Source organism: Bacillota bacterium, assembly GCA_013314855.1.
GTDB lineage: Bacteria > Bacillota > Clostridia > Acetivibrionales > DUMC01 > Ch48.
On sequence record JABUEW010000190.1, the window covers coordinates 1 to 5,317 of the forward strand.

6 protein-coding genes are annotated in these 5,317 nt (G+C 32.2%); 3 read left to right on the forward strand and 3 right to left on the reverse strand.

What is annotated here, in order from left to right; all coding sequences use genetic code 11:
* Positions 1-213: 213 nt before the first annotated feature.
* Genes HPY74_19565 through HPY74_19575 form a run of 3 tightly spaced genes read right to left on the reverse strand, consistent with a single transcriptional unit; the run spans position 214 to position 997 of the window.
* Positions 214-519, reverse strand: coding sequence for a hypothetical protein (locus tag HPY74_19565; GenBank protein NSW92807.1), 306 nt, complete (start codon positions 517-519; stop codon positions 214-216).
* A 1-nt stretch (position 520) separates the two neighbouring features.
* Positions 521-730: a helix-turn-helix domain-containing protein gene (locus tag HPY74_19570; GenBank protein ID NSW92808.1), complete on the reverse strand. Its 210-nt coding sequence runs from the start codon at positions 728-730 to the stop codon at positions 521-523.
* A complete protein-coding gene (locus HPY74_19575) occupies positions 731-997 on the reverse strand; it encodes a hypothetical protein (protein ID NSW92809.1) in 267 nt (88 codons plus the stop codon).
* 246 nt (positions 998-1,243) lie between these two features.
* Between HPY74_19575 and HPY74_19580 the strand changes: the two genes are divergently transcribed.
* The 3 genes from HPY74_19580 to HPY74_19590 all read left to right on the forward strand — a co-directional run bounded on the left by HPY74_19580 (position 1,244) and on the right by HPY74_19590 (position 5,149).
* Positions 1,244-1,948, forward strand: a complete 705-nt coding sequence (locus tag HPY74_19580) for a hypothetical protein (protein NSW92810.1) — start codon at positions 1,244-1,246, stop codon at positions 1,946-1,948.
* A gap of 330 nt (positions 1,949-2,278) precedes the next feature.
* Entirely contained in the window at positions 2,279-4,714 is a 2,436-nt protein-coding gene (spoIIE, locus tag HPY74_19585) for a stage II sporulation protein E (GenBank protein ID NSW92811.1), read from the forward strand.
* Between the two features lie 153 nt (positions 4,715-4,867).
* Entirely contained in the window at positions 4,868-5,149 is a 282-nt protein-coding gene (locus HPY74_19590; protein ID NSW92812.1) for a hypothetical protein, read from the forward strand.
* The last annotated feature ends 168 nt before the right edge of the window (positions 5,150-5,317 follow it).

Genomic DNA, 5,317 nt, shown 5'->3' on the forward strand with positions numbered 1-5,317 from the left:
GTCTTTGCGTGAATCCTTTTGGCTCATATCGGACCGTTTCATGTACGACATTGCCGCTCAGGTCTTTATATTGATACACTGCAACAATCTGTTTATCCTGTTTTGGTTTATCAGGGAATAGATCTGAGAGAGTTAATCCCATGGCAGCAACAATATCCTCTGTACTACATCCGGCATGACAGTGTAAAAGTATTTTACCTTCCTTGCCTTCCGCTATCGAGAGCGAATTTTTATTATCGTCATGTGCCGGACATCGGCCCGTATACTCGTTGCCAACTTTTTTAATGTTTTTAATATGTTTCGTAAATTCATATATCTGCAATATTTTTCACCTGCCTTTTCTGCCCAGTACTGTTCCCATAACTCATCAAATTCCATGATAGCTTCATCTGACAAGCTATTGATATTAAAATAAAGTTTGTATTCTCTCCAATCTGTACCGCATGGGAAAAGCCGGCGTTTTGCGTGTTCTCGCAATTCTTCACCGGCTTTTCTCTGTAACCATTTCTTGAACCTCATTTTAATTCTCACCTTCTTTATGCATTGATAGATTGATAGACTGATTTTCAAGCCAATTTAAGAATTTTTCGACAGGAATAAGGTATTTTCGGCCAATGTTTATTTTGGGGCATCCCTTTCTATTCAATAGCTCATAAAGCTTAACCTCCGATATATTCAAGTATGCCCTGTTTAACTCCTTTGTGGTCATATAAGGCTTTTCAATATTCATTTACGACACACTCCTTTCTTTTGGGTTAAGTTTGTTTTTTAATTTAATTACTTTTTTTAGCAAAACTTCTCGCTCCTGTCCAATTTCGCCATTACGAAGTTCCAATTTTGTTTTGTTTATTGCATAATTAAAAAAGCTTCTGTCTAACTTTTTATATATACCAATGGAAGTATCATTTTTATTGTTTTCTGCTTGTATCTTTAATTGATGTTTCATACACCTTTTTTCTTTTCTTTTTTCACGCTGCCTTTGTTTGCGATTTTGCATAAGGACATAATCCTCCCTTATTTATACGCTTTACTTTTTTGGGTTCCAGGGATATTCCCTACCCCAGCAAATAAAGCTAAATTTTATTTACATCTTGCTTTACCTTACATTAAAATGGTATACTATACGTGAAGAATTATCAAATTTTAATAAATTCTTCACACAATAGAAAGCTATAAATACAAGTATCACAAAGTATAAAAAAATTTTTATTTTGTACTATAAATTCTTAACGAGGTGGTAAATATGGTATGGAAAGCAGATATATTTTTTACGGAAACAAAAACAAAAAAAGGTAAAGGTACAAGAAAAGTATGGAAAGAGTTTGTATCAATTAACGGGAATTCGTATATTATGTTTAACGCCGGCGAACTTACATTAAGGTTTCTGCATAGTCTATCAGAAAAACCATCACGTATGCAAAAAGAACTATATTCATACACTCACGAGGATTTTATAAAAGATTTTTTCTTTAATCCTTTAGAATTGCGCGAAACGTTTTGGTTTCAATCATTCCTTGCTTGTTTAAAAAATTATGCTAATGGGATTATAGATTTTATGCCCTTTACTGTTATAATTAATAAGGCCAAGTATGAATTAAAGCCTAACTTAAATTTTCACTATATTTGTAATGAACCGGTACAATTACTTACAATTGAACTGTTTGAGTGCTTACGTCATAAAATTCCTGTCAAAAGATGCCATTATTGCGGCTCATACTTTTTTCATGATGCAAGAAAGACTAAAGATAAAAAATGTAAATGTTCCATTTGTCCGGCTCCATCTAAGGTATATGGTAATGATAAATTTTACAAATCAAAACATGCTATTTATATGCAAGGCGTTCGTCAGGGGAAAACCAAAGAAGAAATTGAAGATATGTTGAGGACGGACAAAGCATTAGAAAATGCTCCCGATGAATATAAGAAACTTCGAAAGTATAGTAAGTGAACTGTACTTTTACTTTACTTATGGTGGTAAAGTAAGATAATACGAAATAGTGTTAAGTGGAATTATCTGGAATACATAACAATAGAAAAGCCCCTATTTTTAGGGGTTTTGGAGGTTATATAATGTTAGATAAAGTATTGTAAAGTTTTCAATCCAGTAAAGTAAATTTACAGGGTATATTTTTGTAGCCCCTCGTTAGCTTATGGTAAAGAATGTCAAATAAAAAAATCATTCTGACAACTAGATATGACAAACTTTACCAGGTAAATTGGTTATAATCGTTTTACAAATTTTAGTAAAATGGCTATAACCAAAATTATAAACTAAAGAATAGGGGGCTTAAAAAACTTGAAGTCGGAAATTTTACCTCAAAAAAATGTTATTAATCTTTTATATTTTAAAACATATTTAATAATATTACCTATAGCTTTTTTGCTTGGAAGGGCTCATTTAATAAAAGGTCTTATGCCTTTTGGCTTGCCTTTTTACATAGCAACATATCCCCTTGGCATAAGCAAAATTGCTGTTGCTGCTTTTATATTGCTGGGAATTATTACAGCAGGTGGAAAACACAAGGTGTTGGTAACAGCTTCAAGTATGGTTCTTTTTAGTATTCTTAATATTATTTTTAAAAAAAAGCCTTCTTTAAAAAATTCTACAAGATCCTCTTCAAAATCTTCTATAAATATAAAATCTAATTCAACATATGCAGTTCTTGGATTAATCAGCAGCCTAACACCCGAAATTGTTGTTGCCTTCAAACAGGGGATGCTTTTATATGATTTTGTAATGGCAATATTCAGCAGTTTTATTGTATTTGTAATGATATTTATTTTCTGCAATTCTACTTTGTTACTGAATAAAAACAAGATGACACATATATTGTCCAATGAAGAACTCATAAGTGTGATAATAACTTTTGCTCTTGCTTTTTCAGGATTTAACAATATAAAGGTGATGGGTTTCGGTATAAAAAATGTAGTAAGTATATTGGCAATACTAATATTCAGTTACAGGTATGGAGCAGCGGCAGGTGCGGCTATAGGGGTTACAGCGGGTTTAATTTTGAGTATGTCGTCAACAATTGCACCCATATTAATCGGTTGTTATGCTTTTTGCGGACTTTTATCAGGAATATTCAGGAATCTTGGAAAGGTAGGATCAAGCCTGGGGTTTTTTATTGGTAATACTTTACTTACACTATATTTGAACGATTCAATGGAAGCTTTAATTTATCTTAAGGAAATTATCTTGGCAGTTTGTATTTTTATGATAACTCCTCAAAAGATTATCATAAATATTACTGAACTTGCCGGTTTTAGTACTGATATTCATATGGACAAGGCAATTTTTAGTTTACGTGCTAAAGAAATGATTGTTGAGAAGCTGAGTAAATTCTCGAGGACGTTTATGGAGGTGGCAAAAACTTTTAGTGAAGTGTCCAATACAAAAGCAACAATCAATAAACATGATATTTCATCCATGTTTGACCGTGTTGCGGACAGAGTGTGCAAAGGTTGTAGCCTTTGTCTGCATTGTTGGGATAGAAATTTTTACAACACTTACCAGGTTATGTTTAAAATTGTTGAAAAGCTTGACAGAAAAGGATATATTGAGAGCAACGATATACCGGATTATTTTATGGAAAGGTGTGAACGTATAAATGATTTTATACAGGCAGTTAATAATATGTATGAGATATTTAAAGTTGACATGATGTGGAAAAATAGGTTAGGGGAAAATAGAAATTTTGTATCGCAACAATTGGAAGAATTATCAAAGGCAATATCCGGTCTTGCCTCTGAAATAAATTCCGACATTCACTTTAAAACAGAACTTGAAAATACCCTGATGTTCATGTTAAAGCGGGAGGGGATAAAAGCAGCTGAAGTATTGGCTTTTGAGAATAAGTACGGAAAGTATGAAGTCAGTATTTCCCATAAAGGTTGTGGAGGAAGAAGGTATTGTACTAATGTAATAAATAAAGTAGTTTCTGAGGTAGTAGGAAGAAAAATGGTAAAAGAGAGTTATGGCTGTTGTAAGAAAGATACAGCCAACTTGTGTATATTAAAACTTGTGGAAGAAGAAAAATACAGCATTACTAGTGGAATTGCAAGTGTCCCGAAATATGATGAAATGTATGGGAATACAGTATCCGGAGATAATTATGCTTTTATAAACAGCAGTGACGGTAAATATGTATTGGCATTAAGTGACGGCATGGGTTCAGGAGAAAAAGCCTCCATGCAAAGCAGGGCTACGATAAACTTAATTGAGCAGTTTATAGAGTCCGGGTTTGATAAAGGTTCTACAGTTAAATTAATTAACTCAATATTGGCATTAAAATCCAACGAAGATTATTTTTCCACCATAGATTTATGTTTAATTGATTTAAATGGAGGAGAAATTGAGTTTATTAAGATCGGTGCTGCTCCGACTATTATTAAAAGAAAAGACAGGGCTGACATAATTAAAACTGTTTCACTTCCTGCAGGTATATTAAGCAATATGGAAATTGAGCTTATAAGCAGGCAACTTGACGACGGAGATATGGTGATAATGCTAAGTGACGGAGTTATTGACGCCTTTATAAGTGAGAAGGAAGAAAAGGAAAAAGTCCTTCAAAAATTTATCGGAGAAATAAAGAGTATAAATCCTCAAGCTGTAGCAGATATAATACTGGATGAAGCGTATAAAAATTCGGAAGGTAAACCTGCTGATGACATGACGGTAATAGTAGCGAAATTTTGGAAAAAAGCAGTATAATTTGTGTATAATTAATGTGTATAATTAATGTGTATAATTAGTACATATTTTTCACAAACTACCTATAAGTTATAGTAATAATTTTGTTACACTATTAGTTGCTTATAAGTTATGCTATAAGTTACACTAGTTGATGTTTGATGGAGGGCGGTTATGTCATCGGAAAATGTAAAAAAAATTGTTGACAGACTCCTGAAAAAGGACAAATATTTTTATGGAGAGTTTAAAGGTGATAAGGATATTATTAAAGAGGCCCAATTAATTATTAATAACTACATAAAAGAATGCGAAAAAACCGGAGAAATCGGAGCAAATTCTTGCAGCCGGAACAAAAAAATTTTTAAAATAAGGCTTTCTATCAATACTATCATTAATATTACTCTGTTGGGCAGTATAGCTGTTCTATTATTCTTTATAATAAAATTAATCCTTTAAGTCTAATCTTATAATGGAAGCATTTTCTTCATAAAAATAAAGGTGAAATGAAAAAGTAAAATCCACTTTGTAGGATTAAATTCCACCCAAATATATAGTTAATTAAAAAATGTGATATAGTGTTCACTTATATTAACTATTTTATAGAAGATTTTGCTGTAACAGCAA

What these genes read in the sequence shown, in the direction of transcription:
- HPY74_19565 (NSW92807.1), bottom strand. Translation starts at nt 519, where the DNA reads ATGAGGTTCAAGAAATGGTTACAGAGAAAAGCCGGTGAAGAATTGCGA.
- HPY74_19570 (NSW92808.1), bottom strand. Translation starts at nt 730, where the DNA reads ATGAATATTGAAAAGCCTTATATGACCACAAAGGAGTTAAACAGGGCA.
- HPY74_19575 (NSW92809.1), bottom strand. Translation starts at nt 997, where the DNA reads ATGCAAAATCGCAAACAAAGGCAGCGTGAAAAAAGAAAAGAAAAAAGG.
- HPY74_19580 (NSW92810.1), top strand. Translation starts at nt 1,244, where the DNA reads ATGGTATGGAAAGCAGATATATTTTTTACGGAAACAAAAACAAAAAAA.
- HPY74_19590 (NSW92812.1), top strand. Translation starts at nt 4,868, where the DNA reads ATGTCATCGGAAAATGTAAAAAAAATTGTTGACAGACTCCTGAAAAAG.